Origin of the sequence: Lachnotalea glycerini (assembly GCF_003201285.1) — a bacterium.
In the GTDB taxonomy this organism is placed as follows: domain Bacteria; phylum Bacillota; class Clostridia; order Lachnospirales; family Lachnospiraceae; genus Lachnotalea; species Lachnotalea glycerini.
In genome coordinates this window covers 310,226-328,939 of sequence record NZ_QICS01000002.1, presented here as the reverse complement: position 1 = coordinate 328,939, position 18,714 = coordinate 310,226, and the positions used below count along the sequence as shown (strand labels likewise).

Below are 18,714 nucleotides of genomic sequence, written 5' to 3'. Positions count from 1 at the left end.
TTATTATTGACCTCCCAATAATTGTTTCACAAGACTTTGTGCATCGAATATTTCAATATCATCAGGCACATTTTGCCCTAATGTGACATATGCTAATTCTTTGCCTGAATACATTTTAATATTTAAAATATTGCCTAAACTTGTAGTTTCATCTAATTTAGTAAATATAATATTGTAATCAATCATATTATTATATGTATCTACAATCTTAATCAAGTCTCTATATTTTGTTGCTGCACTGATAACTAAATAGATTTCCTTTTCTACTGAATCACCTAAGCAGTTAAGCAGTTTCAAAATATCTCCCGTCTGTTCCTTATTCTTATGCGAATGACCAGCTGTATCAACCAAAATAAAATCATATTCCTTAAATTGCGTTACATAATTTTTCAAATCCTCCGCAGAATAAACTACATTAAAAGGAACCCCCAGTATATTTGCATAAGTTCTTAGCTGCTCCGTTGCTGCAATTCTATATGTGTCGGCAGTTAACATAACAATTTTTTTATTTCCTTCTACATGAAATTTTGATGCAATCTTAGCTAATGTAGTTGTTTTTCCTACCCCTGTAGGTCCGATAAAATAAACTACTTTAGGTTTTTTCTTTGCTTCTTTAATTAAATTTGCCTCTCCCAATTTAAGAATCATTCTTTGATAGATATTTGACAAAACATGGTCAATCGTTAAATCCTTATTTTTGGTCAATTCAATTTCACCAATAAACTGGTTAATATATTTTTCATCAACCTCCATATCAAGCAATGTATTATAAATTAATTGAGCAAAGACTGCAGTTTCACTCTTTTGCGTTTCTTGTTCAGTAGTTAAAGTCTCAGCTGGTTTCGTTTCAATTTGCTTTTCCAGAAGACTTTGAAGATTAGCAAGCTTTTTTTCAAGTTCCACTGTTTCATCCTTTCCCAAATCTAATGCCTTCTTTTCTATTATTTTAGATTGAGGCTTTAAAACAATTTTCTCATCAGCAACTGAATCAAAACTACTTTTGGAATCGTTAGCTTTCACAGTATCCGTCTCAGTTTTATCTTTTTCTATCTTTCCCTCTTCTAAAGCTACAGTTACCTCAACTATTGTGGATTTTAAAAATTTAAAGATGCCTCTTTGCTTTATTTTTTTTACATTTAAAACAACTGCATCCTTTCCAAGCTCTTCCTTTGCCTGTAATACAGCATCCATTTCAGTGGCACCCTGGAATTTCTTTATAATCACTATAATGTCACCATCCCTACTGACTGTAATTCAATATTTGTTTCAATTTCATTATATGATACAACAACTAAATCCTTAAAATAATCCTGTGTAAGCTTTTTAAAATACATTCTAACTATAGGTGATGTAATAATAATAGCACTTTTTCCAAGATTTTGCAGCTTATTAACCTCTTCTTCTACTGAAGAAATAATATTTTTAGTCTTATCAGGCTCCAAAGTCAAAAATGCACCTTGTTCTGTTTGTTTTACTGCGCCCATAATATCTTGTTCCACCTTAGGATCCAAAGTAATTACATGTGTTGCTTCACCCTGTTCAAAATATTTGGCAGATATTGCTCTTTTCAAGCTTTGACGAGCATACTCAGTTAGAATATCCGGATCCCTTGTAGTCGATGCATAGTCCGCCAATGTTTCACATATAGTAAGCAAATCTCGTATAGAAATACCTTCTTTAAGCAAGTTCTGTAAAACTTTTTGCACTTCACCAATACCTAACTGTTTTGGAATTAATTCATCTATTAGTGTTGAATTACTTTCTTTTATATTATTAACAAGATTCGATACATCTTGCCTTGTAAGAAGCTCATCAATATGATTTCTAATAATTTCTGTTAAATGTGTTGCTATAATAGATGGAGGATCCACAACTGTATACCCCATACTTTCAGCACGTTCTCGCTGGCTTTCAGTAATCCAGATTGCTGGAAGATGGAATGATGGTTCAAATGTAGGTATACCTGTAATTTCTTCTTCGACATATCCCGGATTCATTGCCATATAATGGTCGAAAAGAATCTCACCTTCGCTTACTTTGACGCCCTTAATTTTAATAATATATTGGTTTGGATTAAGTTGTATATTATCCCTTAATCGTATAATTGGAACAACCGTTCCTAATTCTAATGCAATTTGCCTTCTTATCATAACAACACGATCAAGTAAATCGCCGCCTTGATTTACATCCGCTAATGGAATGATACCATAGCCAAATTCAAGTTCAATTGGATCTACATGTAATAAAGAAGTCACGTTTTCCGGTCTTCTTATCTCGTCAGCAGATGATTCACTGGTATCTACTTCCTCTTCAATCTCATCAATAGCTATACTTTTGGCCATTACTATCCCCACTATTATAAATATTAAACCTAAAGTAGCAAATATTATTACATTTAAAGGAGTTACGACACCCAAGAAAATAAGAGCTGCTCCAACCATGTATAGCACTTTGGGTATTGAGAAAAGCTGTTTAACCAAAACATCTCCAAAATCAGCTTCCTTGGAAGCCTTAGTAACCAAAATACCCGTTGCTAAAGATATCATAAGAGACGGAATCTGGCTTACAAGACCATCACCGATTGTCAATATTGTATATTTCTCAATTGCCTCTGAAAAAGAAAGACTTTGTCTTAACACACCCATAGATAATCCGCCTACAATATTAACAGCAGTTATAATCAAACCTGCCGTTGCATCACCCTTAACATACTTGGTGGCACCATCCATAGAGCCAAAGAAAGTTGCTTCCTGTTGAATTTTCTCTCTTCTTTCTATTGCTTGCTTATCATTTATTGCTCCAGTATTTAAATCAGCATCAATAGCCATTTGTTTTCCAGGCATAGCATCCAAAGTAAATCTTGCCGTTACTTCTGATACACGTTCTGAACCTTTATTAATAACTACAAACTGAACGATAATTAAAATAACAAATACAACAGAACCAATTATCAAATCTCCACCGCCAACGAATTCACCAAATGTCTTAACGACATTTCCTGGTTCACCTGTTTGCAAAATAAGCTTAGTGGACGAAACATTCAAAGAAATTCTAAATATAGTTGTAAATAGCAAAATCGTAGGGAACGAAGACATATTTAATACCTCTTTTGAAAAAAGGGAATTAAATAATATTGTCAAAGATATTGCTATATTAAATGCTAACATGATGTCAAGCAAGAAAGAAGGCATTGGAATAATTAAAAAAACAATCGCTGATAATAAATACAAACCGATGCCTAAATCTGTCTTCTTCATACATTGTACCTCCTTTACTTGTTGTTATATATATAAAGTTAACTATTTTTCAAACTGTAAACATACGCCAAAACTTCTGCGACCGCCTGATATAATTCAGGTGGTATCTCGGTTCCCACATCTACATTATAATACAGCATTCTCGCTAATGGTTTATTTTCTACAATTTCGATATGATATTCTTTGGCGCTGTCTTTAATCTTTTGTGCCAGGTAATCTTCACCCTTTGCAACTACAACCGGTGCCTTTAACTTCTCTGCGTCATATTGAATTGCCACTGCAAAATGTGTAGGATTCGTTATAACTACGTCTGCATTTGGAAGTGACTGCATCATTCTTCTTCTTGATGCTTCATGCATTTTACTTCTTATCTTTCCCTTGATTTCCGGATTACCTTCCGCATTTTTATATTCATCCTTGACCTCTTGTTTGGTCATTTTCATATCTTCACTAAACTTGTGCTTTTGATAAAAATAATCAATTGCTCCTACAATCATGTATACTGAGCTAATCTTTATACCGAGATTAATGATTATATCACCTATGTATGAAATAGCCAGATTAAGTGGAATATCATACAACCTAAATATAATTTCACGTTTGTCCTTTAATGTAGAAAAAGCTACATAACAAATGATTATAATTTTTAAAATACTCTTTACCAGTTCAAAAATAGATCTGGCTGATATTATTTTCTTAAGCCCGCTTATTGGATTAAATTTACTTAGCTTTGGCTGTAATGGCTTAGTAGTAGGTTTCCATCTGACCTGAATTAAGTCGGTCACTATACTAATTATAACACCAATAATAAATATTGGGGCAAGCATTTGTAAAATTATAACTAATACATTATTTATGATCTGTGAGAATACATGAATTCCTAAACTATTCTCCTGATATCCCACAACTGTCGGAATCTTATTATATACCTGACTAAATGATTCAAGAAACTTAGTCCCCAAACTTCCAATACTTACTTTAAGCACTATAAAGAGCCCTAATAAACAAAATGCATTATTAATTTCTTTACTTTTGGCAACCTGCCCTTCTTTACGGGCATCAGTAAGCTTCTTAGCTGTAGCCGGTTCAGTTTTTTCTCCACCCTGACCATCCTTTGCAAAATATTGAAGATTATATTTTATCATACTAATACATTCCTTGTATCATAGATACTATCATTTTTTTCATTTCAGTAAATATATAATTCGAAACATTATTAAACATCCCTATTGTAATAAAAATTGTTATCAACCCCATTAAAATTTTTAACTGCATACCTATTACAAACATATTCATTTGCGGTGCAACCTTGGCTAATACCCCTAAAATGATATTGGTTACCAATATGACTGCAAAAATTGGCAAAACAATTCGAAACCCAATTATTAAATAGTCTCCAAGATACATAAGAAAACTACTATATAGACTATTCATGTTAAATTGAACATTACCCAATGGAATTAACTGATATGCATCTACAATTGCCCTCAGCAAATAGTGCGGCATATCAGAACACACCATGATCAGCATGAATAAGTAATTATAAAATGTACCCGTAATAGATGTCTGTTCCTTGCTTACCGGATCTAGAACACTTACCATAGCAAATCCTATATCCATATCAATAATTCTTCCTGCAAAAGCAATGATTGAATAACAAATATTCGCTGATAAACCAATTAATAATCCCGCTATAGACTCTTTAACTACAAGAACAGCATATTCTATGACTGTAGAATATGCCAAAGCTCCTTTTGGTAACACCGGATAAAGTACTAATGTAATAAAGAAAGCTAATCCAGCTCTTAATCTTCTTGGTACATTATTTATAGAATAATAAGGTGCAATAAATATAAATGCACTTATTCTTATAAATATCAGCAGTAACTGTTCCAAGTTACCTTGAGTAAATTGCATATTAACCATCTTATCAACCTACATATGCGCTAAAGTTTGACCATAAGCGAACCATAAATTCTACAATATTATTTAAAATCCATGAACCAAAAAGCATCATAGCAATAAAAATACAAACAACTTTTGGAACAAATGTTAATGTTTGTTCTTGTATTGAAGTAGCTGTTTGAATGATACTAATGACCAAACCAACAATTAATGATATTAGCAATAATGGAGCTGATGAAATAATAATTGTATATATTGCATCTTTTGCTATATCCATAACAATTTCTGAAGTAATCAAATTTCTTACGCCCCTTTATATCAATAAAATGTCTTCACCAAGTTTCCAATAATTAAGTTCCAGCCATCAGCCAAAACGAATAATAATATTTTAAAGGGCATTGAAATCGTTGTCGGCGGCAACATCATCATACCCATTGACATAAGTGTAGATGCTACTACCATGTCGATGATTATAAATGGAATATATATTAAAAATCCCATAATAAATGCAGACCTGAGCTCACTAATGATAAAGCTTGGAATTAAAACAGTAGTTGGAACATCATCTTGATTTTCAATATCAGTTTTCTGAGCAATATCCAGAAATAATTGTATATCTTTAGTTTGAGTCTGTTCAAACATAAATTCTCTTATAGGTTTTAACCCTGTTTCCAGTGCTTGCTCCTGTGTAATTTCCCCGGCATCTAAAGGTTTAATTGCAGTATCGTTTATCTGAGTAAAAATAGGTCCCATTATAAACAACGTCAGGAACAAAGATAAGCCCACTAAAACCTGATTAGGCGGGGCAGTCTGCGTGTTAAGAGCCGCTCTTGTAAAATGTAATACAATTATTATTCTCGTAAAAGATGTCATCATAATTAAAATAGATGGCGCAAGAGAAATAATTGTTAAGAACAGTAAAATTTTAATATTAGCAGAAAGTCCACCTTCTCCATTATTATTATATGTAATATTTAATCCTCCAACTGTATTTGACGGACTAAGTGTATCCACATTAGAACTCGCAGTACTGCTTGAACTTCCATCATCAGTAGTGGTGGTAGAGGATGTTGCGTAAGCAGTATTTGAAAACAAAGCAACTCCTATAAACATTCCAAGGAATAGTCCTAATAGTTTATATCTATTTATATTTAATATTCTTCTTAATGTCATTTTGCTACCTGCCTACTTTTTAAGTTTTAATTCTTTTATTTTACTAAAGATTTCACTAAAGCTCTCTTTTTGTTCTACTGCTTCACTTTTAAAATTTAATTGCTCCTTGTCAAGCTCTGAAAGCATTGTTATTGTATCCTTTGCAACAGCAATAACCAAATACTTATTACCAGTTCTAACAATCTGAATGTATTTATTTGTTGTTATTTTAAACGTCTCAATCACTTCTATATTATCATTAAATGACTGTTTCCTTTGAAGCTTAGATATCAACTTAGTCGTATAATAAGCCATTCCTAAAACAACGACAAATATAATACTTACCATTAAAAGCTGCCATATACTCTCCAATCTAGAGCTTTGTGAAAGTGCGACGATCATATTTTCCTCCATTCGTGCAAAGCCAAATGCACTGATTGGTTGATGCAAAATTATTACATATTATAAAGACTAAAAGACTTTTGTTTATAATAATAGAAAGTTAGCGTAGCTCACTTTCTATTATATAAGACTCCTTATACCTTGCACCTAACCTACTACTTTCTTAACTGCTTCTAATACTCGGTCTGCTTGGAATGGTTTAACAATAAAATCTTTAGCTCCTGATTGTATTGACTCAATCACCATTGCCTGCTGTCCCATAGCTGAACACATAATTACCAAAGCATTTGGGTCTCCTGCTATAATTTTCTTTAAGGCCTGTATCCCATCCATCTCTGGCATAGTGATATCCATTAAAACTAAATCTGGCTTCGTTTCATTGTACTTTTCAATTGCTTTAGCACCATTCTCAGCTTCTCCAATAACATTGTAGCCATTTTTTGTTAAAATATCCTTAATCATCATTCTCATAAATGCTGCATCATCACAAATTAAAATATTTTTAGCCATATTTTCAACTCCTATTTTTATTAATAATTTTATTTATTAGTTTTATATTTTTATGTACTACTTTACAATTTCTGTAATTCTGACTCCAAAACTTTCTTCAATAACAACAACTTCACCTTTTGCTACATATTTGCCGTTTACCAGCACATCAATAGGCTCACCTGCTATTTTATTTAATTCAATGATAGTTCCAGGTGAAAATTCAAGTATTTCTTGAATGGATTTACTTGTTCGCCCTAGTTCAACAGTTACCTGTAATGGCACATCCATAATAAGCCCGATATTTTCATTTCCATTTACATAATTAGTATTTGTAAACGGCTGAAACTGAGCCGGCTGTACATTTTGAGGCGGTGCCTGCATATATGGCTGCTGCATATATGGTTGCTGCATGTACGGTTGCTGCGTATACTGTTGTTGCATATACGGTTGTTGTTGCATATTCATACCCATATTCTCCATATTTACTCCCTGCTGTGGCTGCTGCATTTGCGAAGATGTCTGAACTGTTTCTTGTTCTGCTTTCTCTGGCTGCTGACTTTCTCCATGTGTTGCAGCAAATTTTTCATAAAGTTCTTTTGCAAATTCTATTGGATATAGTTGCATTATACTACTATCAACAAGCCCTTCTATTTCCATTTTAAAAGCAACTCTTATAAATGTTCCTGTCAAAAAGGTTGCTATTTCTTCCTCATTAACGTTATCATTTAAATCTACAACAGTAGCTGTTGGCGGGCTAATGTCAACTACTTTATTCAACATAGATGATAATGAAGTTGCAGATGACCCCATCATCTGATTCATTGCTTCACATATTGCACTGACATGAAGTTCACTAATATCTCCCTCCACATTCTTGCCGTCGCCACCCATCATCAAATCAGTGATTACCTTAACATCTCGTTCCTTTAAAATCAGTATGTTCTTTCCATCTAAACCGTCTTTATAAGATATTTGTATAAAAACACATGGTCTATCATAATTTGCCGTAATATCATCCCATGTTGCATAGGTTACTATCGGCGTTGTAATGGTTACCTTTGTATTTACTAGTGAAAATAAGGTCGTTGCAGCTGTTCCCATACTAATATTAGCAATTTCTCCCACAGCGTCCTTTTCTGCCTCAGTTAAGAGCTCGGCAGAACTATCTTCACTTATTGTATCATCCGATGAACCATTTCCATTTAGCAATGCATTAATTTCTTCTTGTGATAACATTCCGTCCATTACTTCACTGCTCCTCTCTTATTATAGATGTGACTCTCGCTGCATAAGCATCTCCAGATGAACCTGGCAGGGCAGTAAATTTTTTAATATTCCCCACAAATACATCTAATTCTTGATCCACTTTCGTGTCCAGCCTTATTATATCACCAATTTGCAAATTAACAAAATCATTCACTGCAATCGAACTTGTGCCAAGCACAGTACGAACTGGTATATTTGCTCTGCTGATTAAACTTTTAATTGCTTCCTCATATGACTCTTCGTCATCCTTTTGCATTGTAGAATACCAATATTTTGTATTCAGTTTATCCATTACATCTTCTAGTGTAATGAACGGCAAACAAATATTCATTAACCCTTCTACTTCACCTACTTTAATTGTTAACGTTACTATGGCTATCATTTCACTTGGCGAAATGACTTGCGCGAATTGAGAATTTGTTTCTATCCTCTCCAATCGCGGCTCAACATTTACTACATTCTGCCAAGGTTCTCTCAATAGATTAGTACAAATAACCATAATTCGTTCTATAACCGTTAACTCAATCTCTGAAAAATCTCTATTCTTCTCCAGCGGTTTTCCATATCCACCTAGCATACGATCCACAATTGCATATCCTAAATTAGTAGCAAGCTCTAATATAATATTTCCAGATAATGGAGCAAAATTCACCACTCCTAAAATCACAGGGTTTGATAATGCATTTGTAAATTCTGAATATGTAACTGCTTCTGAATTCATAACTTCAACCTGAATATTTTTTCTTAAATAACCAGGCAGATTCGTTGAAAGCAATCTTCCATAATGCTCAAATATTATTTCCAAAGTGCGTAAATGTTCTTTAGAAAATTTTGATGGCCTCGCAAAGTCATAATTCCTCACTTGTTTTTCAGAGGCGTCATTAATATTTTCAACATCCAATTCACCCGAATTTAATGCATTTAGCAAATTGTCAATCTCACTTTGGGATAACACTTCTCCCATAGTTATTCACCTCCTTGATGACTCTCTTTAATGTGTACTTTCTATTGGAATACAATATCTCTAAATGCAACCTTTATAATAAAATCTGAATCAAACATTTTATCTAATTGCTGCTTTAATGCTTCTTGCAAGGCATCTCGGTTTGATTGGGCTTCCTCTAACGTAAAACCAGAAACTACATCAATAATTTCGCTCTTAATAAGACTTTCCTTATCAGCTATTTTTTCACCATAGCTTTTGTAACCATCATTTTTTTTATCCATTGATAAGGTAACCGAAAATACAGCATAATGCTCTTCACCATCAACATCTTTCTTAAGATTCACTGTTATCTTATCTGCAATATCATAGGTGGCAATTTGATCGATAGGAATATTTTCCTCACCTGTTTCTGCCATATTTGCTTCTAATTCTAAATCTAATACACTGCAAATTTTAGTCACTAATGCATTTGTCTTTTTAGAAGCTGGAACTATACTAAACATCATGATGGCTGTTAAAACCAAATTGACAATTACTAATGCCAAAATTAAAATACTAAATATATTCTTTTTCATTATTTTACTCCTTTTAATAATCGCTATAAGAATTATAAATTTTCACCTCTACACGTCTGTTACGTGCTCTCCCCTCTGCGGTAGAATTATCAGCAATCGGTACATATTCGCCACGACCTGATGATTTTAGTTTGACCGGGTCAATACCTTGAGCTACATAATATTCTAATACCGCTAATGCTCTAGCTGTTGATAACTCATTATTATTCCTAAAATGTGAATTAGAAATTGGAACATTATCTGTATGCCCCTCTATTTCAACCAATCTATCCGGATACATTTCTATAATCAAACCTATTTTATCCATAAGAAGCAAAGAGTCTTCCTTAATTTGTGCACTGCCTGAATCAAACAAAAAAGCTCCATTTAATGTTAAAAGCACATAATGTGAATTAAAATCAATTTCTACTTCTTCTTCAATTCCACTATTTTTAATCATTTCTTCTATCTGCTCCGCCATTTGCTCTGATTCGTCTAAAGCTTCCTGCTCAAACTTTGTTTTTTCATCTGTCGTAGTGTCTCCCTCTTCATTTTTTCCCATTGAAGTAAAGTAAACATCCAAATCACTAAGCTGGCTGACTCCACTTGATATCAATACGCCTTCTCCAATAGCACTTCCCCCACCGGATAAGACACTAAAACTGCTTGCAAGTGATGCTGCTACCTGTTCAAACTTTTCTGCATCAACCGTTGACATTGAAAATAGCAATACGAAGAAACAAAGGAGTAAATTCATCAAATCACTAAACGTAGTTGTCCACGCTGGTGCTCCCTTTGGTGGCTCATCTTGCTTCTTCTTAGCCATTGCTTTCACCTCCGCCATTTGTTACCAGCTCATCTTCACCGTTTCCTTGTGAAAAGGCACTTCTTTGTACCGGTGATAAGAATGACTTCAACTTTTCTTCAATTACTCGAGGATTTTCACCTGCCTGAATGGATAAAAGTCCTTCAATAATGACTTCTTTCAGCATTATTTCCACATCATTGTTACTTTTTAATTTACTGGCAATTGGAGCACTAATCCAGTTTGCAAGCAGCGAGCCATAAAAGGTAGTAACCAAGGCTGTCGCCATGTTTGGACCTATTGATGCTGAATCATCCAATACCTTTAGCATATTTATCAAACCAATTAAAGTTCCAATCATACCCCAAGCAGGCCCCATTGCTCCTACGGTCTCCCAAAAACTTATGGTTTTTTTATGTCGACTTTCAATACAAGTCAATTCTGTTTCTAATATTGCACGAACCAATTCTGGATCCGTACCATCCACTATAAGTAAAATTCCTTTTTTCAGGAATTCATCTTCCAAATTATTTGCGGCTTCTTCCAAAGAAAGCAATCCTTCCTTTCTCGCCACGTTAGATAAATCAATAATATTTCTGATTGTTGTAGATTCATCTACCACTGGAACCTTAAACACCAGTCTAATACTTTTTATTCCAGCTATAAAATCTTTCATATTATATGATGCCATAACACATACGAATGTTCCACCAAATGTAATGATTACCGAAGCCGGATCTACAAAGTTAGGTAATGCTGCAACTCCCAGATTACCTGAAATAATACCAAAAATAACTACAAAAAAACATCCTACCAAACCAATTATTGAAGCTATATCCACGACTGTCACCTACCCCATCTTTATTCTTTAAGGAAACTACTATTTACACTAAATTCCCACAAAAATTTCCTTTTTATATGATATTACTAAATTTTTAATGTCTTGTCTACTTTCTTTTACAATAATCTTCTTGCCCGTAGTAAAGGAAATTACAGTATCAGGAGTTTCTTCCACCGATTCAATTAAGTCCGAGTTAATCAAAACCTTTTTGTCGTTTAGTTTAGTGACTTCAATCATGGTACTCCTCCTTGAGTTTAAAATATCCTATCTATTTTATAATTAAAATTTTCTCATTAATCAATGATTTTTCATTAATTTATAAAACTTTTACCTTTATTAAATTTTAGTATATCCCCAAATGCATTGTATTGATTTCGAATACAATACATCTGGGAAATTACTAATTAAAAATTAACTATCTCTTAAGATTAACTAATTCTTCAATTAAAGTATCTGATACTGTAATAATTCTAGAATTTGCCTGAAAACCTCTTTGTGTTGTAATCATTTCTGTAAATTCTGACGATAAATCAACATTCGACATTTCAAGTACGCCTGTTGCCATACTTCCACTATTGGCTGTAACATCAACACCAATTCCATCAAAGCTTCCTGAGTTTAATGTCTCTGCATAAAGGTTCTCACCCTCTTTTGATAGACCGGCTGCATTAGAGAATTCCGCAACTGCTATCTGTCCCAACAGCTTTGTATCATTATTACTATAACTGCCACTAATCTTTCCATCGTTTCCAATTGATATTCCTATCATCTTACCTAGCTTTCTTCCCTCACCGTTTCCATCTGCATCTCCCCCCTTCATAGCTGCTGTCGTAGTCCCGCTGTTGCCCGACATCTGACTGGTTGATAAATCAATGCTAATTGTAGAATGTTTAAGCTGTCCTGTTCCGGTTCCAAAGGAAAGTTCTGTAGTAGTTGCACCAGTCGTACCGCCTACTGCGGATAATTTACCACTATTATCCGGATCATATGTAACAAGCACCGCATTATTGGCAGTTACTGTATTACCTGAGGAATCTGTAAAGGTTAATGTACTTCCAAAAGTTGCACCCGAGGATGTCATAACGGAATCACCGCTTTCTTCTTCCGTAATATCATCCAATACCATATAGAACGTTCCCTCAGGCAGCGTATTGCCACTTGAATCAATTAATCCCTCTGCATTATGCATCGAAAAAGTCGTATTATACTTATAGCCTAATGAATCATATATATCAAGGTTAGCTACTTCTCCAGCAGTGGAATTGATATCCGTACTATCTGAATCAACAATTCCTGTATATCTAGCTAATGTGGTGGCTTCGGCATCTGATGTAAGATTCTCAGTCGCCATTACTTTTAGCGGTGATACAGTTGCTTTTTGAATTTCACCTGTTGTATCATTTACCTGCCAGCCCAATACATTATATCCAGTGGTTGACATTACCAGATTACCTGTCGAATCAATCGTAAAATTACCTGCTTTAGTAAAATAGCGCTGAGTTCCGTCACTTACGACAAAGAAACTATCTCCTGTAATCTTTATATCAAACGGATTGTTTGTTGTCTGGGTGGCACCCGCCGTTGTAATTGTAGTACTAATTGCACCGGTCGTTACACCAAGACCTATCTGCTTTGCATTTGTACCACCAGTACCAGTTGTAGCATTTGCTCCAGAAGCAGCCTGCGTTGTCTGATACATAAGATCCTGAAAGGTTACTGTCTGCGATTTATATGCTACTGTGTTAACGTTGGCTATATTGTTACCAATTACATCCATCTTTGTCTGATGCGTTCTAAGACCTGATACACCAGAATACAATGCTCTCATCATAATTAAATGACCTCCTATTATTTATACTTTAAAGGGCAGCTTGTCTTATCTGTCATTCAAAGACAAAAGCTTCCATTAAGGTCCAGCTATATAATTACTGCCCCATCAATATTTGTGTAAACATTCTCTGCAGTCTCACTTTGATCCATCGCCGTTATCACTGTATTATTCTTTACATTAACAATAAATGCCAGGTTATCAACTATCACCAGTGATTCATTGATTCCCTTCTCATTGGCTTGTTTAGCTCCGTTTAGCAGGCGCTGCATCTGATTTTCTGAAATATCGATACTTCTTGAAGCAATTCTTTCATTTGCATGCTTTGAAAATTTCAGGTTTGAAGATTCTTGTGATGCATCTAATTGTGTCTGTTTTAATATCTCACCAAACGCTGTACTTTCTGCCTCGTTTGCCACGTTAATCTTCTTAGTATTCAGGTACTTCCCTGTCACCTGCTCAATGGAAGTGAATTGACTATTATTAATTTGCATAATTACCTCCATTCGTGTGTATTCACACACATGCTGGCAGCTTAAAAAATTATATCTTCAACTGCATCAGCTAATCTAGATACACCACTTTTAGGTTGTACTAGTAGATGTATCTGTTGTATCTGTTGTATCTGTTGTTATAGTGCTTAAATAATCTTTATAATAATCATCATCTAAGACAGTATACAAATCAGTTAAGGCATAATAATTGCCACTGACAAGTAAATATGGATCCCCATTGGATAATGTCATTGCATCCACATAACCGGCCGTATAATAAGTATCACCCGTTGAACTAGATGTTGTTTTCAACATTACCGCTTTTCCAATTAAGTCTGATGCTTCATTAGCATTTAAGGTATCATCTAAATTTTGAAGTGCCTCAAGCTGTGAAAAAGTAGCTAGCTGTGCAATATACTCTGTATTAGATGTTGGTTCAAGTGGATCCTGATATTTCATTTGTGCCACCAAAAGCTGTAAAAACGCTTGCTTATCTAATGAACTTGAACTGCTTGTGGTTGTGGTACTGTCTGACAATTTCGAAGCACTTGACTCTACTAATGCTCCATCCTTTACGGCTTGTACTAACGACATATTCTTTCCTCCTTATGCTGTGTAATTAACTGAATTACCATTTCCAATCATCATTTCAGCAATTAAAGCTTCCTCATCTGACAGATCTTCCAATGTATCAAAATCGTTATAATTAAATTGTCTTCTGGTATTCTTTTTCTGCTGTTCAAATTGTTCCTGATTCATGCTGCTGTTGCCTTCCTCAAGATTTCTTTCAAACTCATGACTTTCGACTGTAACTTCCACTGCATCAACTTTTAATCCTTGGTTGTTCATATTCTCTTTTAGCTGAACAATCTGGCTTTCCAACACTTCCTTTATAGCAAGATTTTGTGCTGTAATTTGTGCTGTAATAACCCCTTCCTTAGATGCTACTTGTATTGTAAGCTTACCCAAATGCTCTGGATTCAATTGAAATTCCATTTTAGATGTATCCAGAGTCGAGGATACTTTTACTTGGCTTTCAATCTGTCTTAGTATACTTTCAACATCAACAGAAGTTTCATTAATCGTAGCAGTCTGTTCCAGATTATTTAAAACATTGTCTCGGTTTCCTTGAACTTGTGTGTAATCCTGATACTTATTACTTGTTTTGTCATCATTCTTAAATAAATTGATCTCTTTCGCAGTATCTCCTTCTTTTTCGTCCATTTGCTGTTCATCACTATCCTGTGTGTTTGCAGCCACTGTTTCACTTTCAGGCTCATCAGGAATTACCTTTTCGCCATCAGAAACCGAATTGTCATTCAGTTTTTTATCCTCATTCAACTTTACATCAGAAATTGTCGAACTATCCTTTACATAGTCCGTTTGAATCAGCTTAGGATCTTCATCTACTGCTATTTGCTGTGTCTGATTCGTATTCTCTGTAATAGTTGTTAATTCAGCATTCTCATTAATCGTATTTTGCTGCTCTATGACTGCCATTAAATTATCTTCTGTAATGCCCAATTCACTTAATATATCTTGTGTTACTCCTGCAATCATCTCAAGGCTATCATTGAACTGCTGATATAATGATTCATCCGTTATAAGTGCCGATATATCACTATTACCGGATATTTGGGTCAAAACCTGAGCCAGATTGTTTTTATCCAGACAATCCAAATAATTTAAACCTAGCATCTGCATAACAGACTCTAAATCTTCTTCCGATATATTAAGGTTTTCTATTAAGATATTTTTGATTTTTTCTGAAGCATCATCCAAAACATCTTCGACACTTTTATTGTCATCAACTACTTCATTCGATTCTATTATATTCGAATTATTCTCCTTGTTAACATTGGAGCTATTTAGTTTATCCGAATTATCATTAACTAGTTTTCTATTTACTGTTGTACTGCCAATATTTTTAGAAACTAAATTTTGAGATGACTTTAGGCCAGATGTATCTGAAATATTATTTTGGCTTGAAGTTGAAATACGATCAATTAAATTACTAAAATTCTCAAAGGTCTGATTTGAATCGTCCTGTCTGGAAACTTTATCTACCGATAAAGCATTTACAATAGCTGTTGAATCTACCGACGTTGTATTCATTTTCTTTCCTCCTTTCCTTTGTATTTTTATTATCAAATATTATTTGATAAATCTATTCTAAGGTGCCATAATTTTAGTGACCTTCGCTGCTACTGTAGGGTCCATTGCACCAAGAATATCTCCTCTGGCTTCTGTACTCATATTTTCCAGAATTTCTGCTACCAGTTCTAAATTATCTGTCATTTTTTCAAAAATTCCAGCTGCCTGCGCAGGCTTCATTTTACCGTAAGCTTTTGCATAATCCTTTACTTCATCTGAATATTCAATCTGTTGCACAACTTGTTTATATAATAATTCTGCATTATCCGGTGAGATACTCTCATAGTACGTTTTGTATTCTGACACATCCGGAGCATTATCGTTAAAAACAATATCTTCGTCAAATTTAGCTTTCAACTGTTCATATTCTGTCTGTTGTTGTTCAAATACTTTCAATTTATCGATTTCTTCATTTAATTGAGCAACTGTCTCATCATTACTTGCAATTTGATCCTGTGCCGTTTTCAGTTGTAGTTCTAAGCTCTTAATCTGTTCTACTGCTTCTGCCAGCGTATCATATGGATAATCACCGTCCGCTGCCAAATCCTGTGTATTAGTATCCGGCAATATAGCGCTAACTACAGGTACATCCTTGAGTAAAGGATATAAAACCGTAGAACCAAAGCCGCCAACATCCCATTTAATCAGCAATGCGAAAATACCAAGCCATACAGCAATGATAAATATTGTTACTACTGCCACTCCGACTTTTCCGCCTGTAGCCTCTTCTTTTTCTAAATCAGCTATTCCCTGCTCTTTGGCTCTCTTTTTTGCTTCTTTTTTTTCTTTTCTGCTTAGCTTTTCTTTCTTTTCCTTTGCCACGTTTTCACCCACCAATCTATCTAGCCTTACCATAGGTATAGCTTACTAATTCATCTATTTCTTTACTCTCCTGGGCATTAAGCTCTTTCATAAAGTCCTCAAAAGCATTCTCTTTCAACTTTTCATGAATTTTTCTGTCATTCATAACTTCGTAAAGCTTTATTCTTGCCTGTTCCAAATTGCGTTCCGCAACCGAAGTTTGTAGAATTTGATGCTTTATATCACTTTTGGTTTTTTCAATTGCAGATTTACATACCTTAATTTCTATAATATCAAGTCTTGAACTCATAAGTGAACGCATCTTATTTTCATAGCACATCTGTTTTTCAAGCAACGCTCTAAGCTTAGCCTGCTCCTCATTGAGCTTGGCTCTTGCATTTGCATAATTCGTTTTTGCCTGATTTTCCAATTTATATTTTATTTCTAAAATATTTTGCATTTTATACATAAATTTTGCCATATGTTCACCTATTATTCTGCAAAGATACCGTTTAACATGTCTAATATTTCATCAAAATTATATTTTGAATCAATATCCTGCATCAAAAATGCATTCACTGCATCTATCTTGCCAATCGCATAGTCTATATTCTTATTGGATCCGTTTTTGTAGGCTCCAATATTAATTAAATCTTCCGCCTCATTATATGTAGCTAAAACATTCTTCAGTTTACCGGCAACCATTTTATGTTCACTGTTTGCTATTTGTGTCATAACACGGGATATACTTTGAAGTACATCAATTGCCGGATAGTGGTTTTTATGTACCAGCTTTCTGGATAGCATAATATGTCCATCCAAAATACTTCTAGCTGTATCTGTAATCGGCTCATTAAAATCATCACCATCAACCAATACAGTGTATAAGCCCGTAATAGAACCAATATCAGAGTTTCCTGCTCGTTCCAACAATTTAGGCATTTCGGCATATACACTTGGCGGATATCCTCTTGTTACAGGTGGTTCGCCAGAGGCAAGCCCGATTTCTCTTTGTGCCATCGAAAAACGTGTCAGAGAATCCATCATAAGTAATACATCCTTACCCTGATCTCTAAAATATTCAGCTATCGCTGTGGCTGTCTTAGCTGCTTTATTTCTTATTAACGCCGGTTTATCAGATGTGGCTACTACTACTACAGAACGCCTTAGGCCTTCTTCGCCTAAATCACGTTCAATAAATTCCCGAACTTCTCTTCCTCGTTCTCCTATTAGGGCGATTACATTAATATCAGCTTTTGTGTTCCTTGCAAACATTCCAAGTAACGTACTTTTACCAACACCACTTCCTGCAAATATTCCAATTCTTTGACCTTTTCCAACTGTAATTAATCCATCTACAGCCTTAACCCCTAAAGGAAGTACCTCACTAATGATTTTTCTATCCATAGGATCTGGTGGCATCGCTTCAACCGGATATGTAACATCAGAATAAATCGCAGATGCGTTTACAGGTCTTCCAAGACCGTCCAGAGTCTTTCCTAACAGTTCTTTTCCAACAGGTACCGACAATGGATGTCCAATATTTTCAACCATGCACCCCTGTCCGATTCCTTCTACGTTTTCAAAGGGCATCAAAAGTATTTTTTTATCCTTAAATCCCACAACCTCTGCAAGTATGTATTTATCTTTTTCCCCATCCGCTATTATTTTGCATAAATCATTAAGCTTAGCGTCAGGTCCTACCGATTCGATTGTCAATCCAACGATTTTGACTACTCGTCCAAGTTTTTTGTAAAACGTGTTTTCTGTTAAATTGTAGTATTTTTTTAAATTTATCGATGCCAATAAACTGTCCC

At 34.5% G+C, this 18,714-nt stretch carries 21 protein-coding genes; all 21 read right to left on the bottom strand.

Going from position 1 to position 18,714, the window contains the following annotated elements; genetic code table 11:
* Nucleotides 1-3 precede the first annotated feature (3 nt).
* The 21 genes from flhF to fliI all read right to left on the bottom strand — a co-directional run bounded on the left by flhF (nt 4) and on the right by fliI (nt 18,703).
* Nucleotides 4-1,224, bottom strand: a complete 1,221-nt coding sequence (flhF, locus tag C8E03_RS05845) for a flagellar biosynthesis protein FlhF (protein WP_110290540.1) — start codon at nt 1,222-1,224, stop codon at nt 4-6.
* Nucleotides 1,224-3,257, bottom strand: a complete 2,034-nt coding sequence (flhA, locus tag C8E03_RS05840) for a flagellar biosynthesis protein FlhA (RefSeq protein ID WP_094379661.1) — start codon at nt 3,255-3,257, stop codon at nt 1,224-1,226. The genes flhF and flhA overlap by 1 nt, the downstream gene beginning before the upstream one ends.
* A 38-nt stretch (nt 3,258-3,295) precedes the next feature.
* Nucleotides 3,296-4,402, bottom strand: a complete 1,107-nt coding sequence (gene flhB, locus C8E03_RS05835; RefSeq protein WP_094379663.1) for a flagellar biosynthesis protein FlhB — start codon at nt 4,400-4,402, stop codon at nt 3,296-3,298.
* A 1-nt stretch (nt 4,403) separates the two neighbouring features.
* Nucleotides 4,404-5,183, bottom strand: a complete 780-nt coding sequence (gene fliR / locus C8E03_RS05830; protein ID WP_110290539.1) for a flagellar biosynthetic protein FliR — start codon at nt 5,181-5,183, stop codon at nt 4,404-4,406.
* Nucleotides 5,184-5,187: 4 nt separating this feature from the next.
* On the bottom strand, nt 5,188-5,460 hold the full coding sequence (fliQ, locus tag C8E03_RS05825; RefSeq protein ID WP_278321169.1) for a flagellar biosynthesis protein FliQ: 273 nt from the start codon (nt 5,458-5,460) through the stop codon (nt 5,188-5,190).
* A 20-nt stretch (nt 5,461-5,480) separates the two neighbouring features.
* On the bottom strand, nt 5,481-6,335 hold the full coding sequence (gene fliP, locus C8E03_RS05820) for a flagellar type III secretion system pore protein FliP (protein ID WP_094379667.1): 855 nt from the start codon (nt 6,333-6,335) through the stop codon (nt 5,481-5,483).
* A gap of 12 nt (nt 6,336-6,347) precedes the next feature.
* Complete coding sequence (locus tag C8E03_RS05815; RefSeq protein WP_170122910.1) at nt 6,348-6,716, bottom strand: flagellar biosynthetic protein FliO; 369 nt, start codon at nt 6,714-6,716, stop codon at nt 6,348-6,350.
* Nucleotides 6,717-6,863: 147 nt separating this feature from the next.
* Entirely contained in the window at nt 6,864-7,226 is a 363-nt protein-coding gene (locus C8E03_RS05810) for a response regulator (protein WP_094379671.1), read from the bottom strand.
* 57 nt (nt 7,227-7,283) lie between these two features.
* On the bottom strand, nt 7,284-8,453 hold the full coding sequence (fliY, locus tag C8E03_RS05805) for a flagellar motor switch phosphatase FliY (RefSeq protein WP_094379673.1): 1,170 nt from the start codon (nt 8,451-8,453) through the stop codon (nt 7,284-7,286).
* A gap of 4 nt (nt 8,454-8,457) precedes the next feature.
* A complete protein-coding gene (gene fliM / locus C8E03_RS05800; protein ID WP_094379674.1) occupies nt 8,458-9,438 on the bottom strand; it encodes a flagellar motor switch protein FliM in 981 nt (326 codons plus the stop codon).
* Between the two features lie 41 nt (nt 9,439-9,479).
* Nucleotides 9,480-9,995, bottom strand: coding sequence for a flagellar basal body-associated FliL family protein (locus C8E03_RS05795; RefSeq protein WP_110290537.1), 516 nt, complete (start codon nt 9,993-9,995; stop codon nt 9,480-9,482).
* A 13-nt stretch (nt 9,996-10,008) separates the two neighbouring features.
* On the bottom strand, nt 10,009-10,800 hold the full coding sequence (locus C8E03_RS05790; protein ID WP_110290536.1) for an OmpA/MotB family protein: 792 nt from the start codon (nt 10,798-10,800) through the stop codon (nt 10,009-10,011).
* A complete protein-coding gene (locus C8E03_RS05785) occupies nt 10,793-11,620 on the bottom strand; it encodes a motility protein A (RefSeq protein ID WP_110290535.1) in 828 nt (275 codons plus the stop codon). Before C8E03_RS05785 ends, C8E03_RS05790 begins: the two co-directional genes overlap by 8 nt.
* A gap of 48 nt (nt 11,621-11,668) precedes the next feature.
* Nucleotides 11,669-11,857: a flagellar FlbD family protein gene (locus C8E03_RS05780; protein WP_094379681.1), complete on the bottom strand. Its 189-nt coding sequence runs from the start codon at nt 11,855-11,857 to the stop codon at nt 11,669-11,671.
* A gap of 178 nt (nt 11,858-12,035) precedes the next feature.
* The gene (locus C8E03_RS05775) at nt 12,036-13,451 is read right to left on the bottom strand and encodes a flagellar hook protein FlgE (protein ID WP_110290534.1); all 1,416 of its coding nucleotides are present in this window, start codon (nt 13,449-13,451) and stop codon (nt 12,036-12,038) included.
* An 86-nt stretch (nt 13,452-13,537) separates the two neighbouring features.
* Nucleotides 13,538-13,942 carry a TIGR02530 family flagellar biosynthesis protein gene (locus tag C8E03_RS05770; RefSeq protein WP_094379685.1) on the bottom strand — a complete coding sequence of 135 codons (405 nt, stop codon included), beginning with the start codon at nt 13,940-13,942 and terminating at the stop codon, nt 13,538-13,540.
* Nucleotides 13,943-14,032: 90 nt separating this feature from the next.
* Nucleotides 14,033-14,536 (bottom strand): flagellar hook assembly protein FlgD, encoded by a 504-nt coding sequence (locus C8E03_RS05765; protein WP_110290533.1) that lies wholly within the window; start codon nt 14,534-14,536, stop codon nt 14,033-14,035.
* A 12-nt stretch (nt 14,537-14,548) separates the two neighbouring features.
* Entirely contained in the window at nt 14,549-16,057 is a 1,509-nt protein-coding gene (locus tag C8E03_RS05760) for a flagellar hook-length control protein FliK (protein WP_110290532.1), read from the bottom strand.
* 57 nt (nt 16,058-16,114) lie between these two features.
* Nucleotides 16,115-16,918 (bottom strand): MotE family protein, encoded by an 804-nt coding sequence (locus C8E03_RS05755; RefSeq protein WP_242993416.1) that lies wholly within the window; start codon nt 16,916-16,918, stop codon nt 16,115-16,117.
* A 16-nt stretch (nt 16,919-16,934) separates the two neighbouring features.
* A complete protein-coding gene (fliJ, locus tag C8E03_RS05750; RefSeq protein WP_094379691.1) occupies nt 16,935-17,378 on the bottom strand; it encodes a flagellar export protein FliJ in 444 nt (147 codons plus the stop codon).
* Between the two features lie 11 nt (nt 17,379-17,389).
* On the bottom strand, nt 17,390-18,703 hold the full coding sequence (gene fliI, locus C8E03_RS05745; RefSeq protein ID WP_170122909.1) for a flagellar protein export ATPase FliI: 1,314 nt from the start codon (nt 18,701-18,703) through the stop codon (nt 17,390-17,392).
* Nucleotides 18,704-18,714: the final 11 nt, after the last annotated feature.